This window comes from Endozoicomonas sp. ONNA2 (assembly GCF_024606365.1).
GTDB lineage: Bacteria > Pseudomonadota > Gammaproteobacteria > Pseudomonadales > Endozoicomonadaceae > Endozoicomonas.
In genome coordinates, this window is sequence record NZ_JAHHPO010000516.1 from 1 (window position 1) to 1,604 (window position 1,604).

A 1,604-nucleotide genomic window follows, 5' to 3' on the forward strand; every position below is an offset into this window, starting at 1 on the left:
CGTTCACCCTGAGCTTGTCAAAGGGTCGTGCCACCGAACTTCGACAAGCTCAGTCAGGCCATGAAAATAGGGAAGTTATTTCCAGACAACTCCTGCACAGCCTGCAAGCCAATACATCAGGTCGGTTTCACTGACGTGAAGCGGACTGACTTACCCGTTCACGGCCTTTTAGTCAGTACCATGACACACAGCCTATGCTATGATGTGCCGCCTGCCGCAGCCAGGAACATCCTGTGATGCGAATTGAAAACGTGGACGGATAAATAACAGCCAACCAAGAGACTAATATGCCGGAAATATCGCTGGATAAGAGCAAGATTCGTTTTCTCCTGTTAGAAGGTGTCCATCCCTCTGCTGTCGAGATCCTGAAAGCGTCGGGCTATACCAATATCGACTATGTCACTACGTCACTGCCGCCTGAAGAGCTTAAGGAGCGTATTGCTGATGCACGTTTTGTGGGCATCCGCTCCCGGACACAACTGACCGATGAGATTTTTGCGGCGGCCAAAAAGCTCTGTGCGGTTGGCTGTTTCTGCATTGGCACCAATCAGGTGGAGTTGCCTGCAGCTACACGACGGGGGATTCCTGTTTTCAACGCGCCATATTCAAACACTCGCTCAGTAGCTGAGCTGGTTCTGGCTGAAGCCATCCTGCTGCTGCGTGGCATCCCGGAAAAGAATGCCCTGGCACACCAGGGAGGCTGGCAGAAAACAGCCGCGAACTCCCATGAAATCCGGGGCAAAAAGCTGGGTATCATTGGCTACGGCAATATCGGCAGCCAGCTTGGCATTATGGCGGAGTCCCTGGGCATGGAAGTCTATTTCTATGATGTGGTGACCAGGCTTTCCATGGGCAATGCTACCCAGGTCAGTGACCTGAATACCCTGCTAGGCATGTGCGACATTGTCAGTCTGCATGTGCCCGAAACCCGGGATACCCAGTGGATGTTCGGTGAGGCACAGTTTGCCGCCATGAAGGACAACAGTATTCTGATCAATGCCTCCCGTGGCTCTGTGGTGGTTATCGAAGCGCTGGCTGAGTATCTGAAGAACGGCAAGCTGCTGGGTGCAGCCATTGACGTATTCCCGGAAGAACCAAGGGGTAACGGTGATGAATTCATCAGCCCACTGCGTGGCATGAAGAATGTTATCCTGACCCCCCATATTGGCGGCAGCACCCAGGAAGCACAGGAAAATATTGGCCGGGAGGTTGCGGAAAAGTTCGTTATGTACAGCGATATTGGCACTACATTGTCGTCTGTAAATTTTCCGGAAGTAGCCCTGCCTGCTCACCCTGGCAAGCACCGCCTGCTGCATATCCACCGGAATATTCCCGGTATCCTCGGCCAGATTAACCAGATACTGTCTGAAAACCATATTAACATCAGCGGTCAGTACCTGCAGACCAATGAGTCTGTCGGTTACGTGGTTATCGATGTTGATGCCAAACATAGTGATATGGCCATGCAGAAAATAAGAGAGATTGACGGCACCATCCGTTGCCGTGTCCTTTACTGATTGGCATCGGGCCCCTGTGCCGGGCCCGCTATCTGATGGTTAACAATATCCAGGAGGCTGTCCGAGAATAGCGCCCGTAGCGAGGAT

The 1,604-nt window shown here is 52.4% G+C and carries 1 protein-coding gene; it reads left to right on the top strand.

Annotated elements, in window-relative coordinates; translation table 11 throughout:
- The first annotated feature begins 287 nt into the window (after positions 1–287).
- The gene (serA, locus tag KDK14_RS09165; RefSeq protein ID WP_257264794.1) at positions 288–1,517 is read left to right on the top strand and encodes a phosphoglycerate dehydrogenase; all 1,230 of its coding nucleotides are present in this window, start codon (positions 288–290) and stop codon (positions 1,515–1,517) included.
- Positions 1,518–1,604 lie beyond the last annotated feature (87 nt).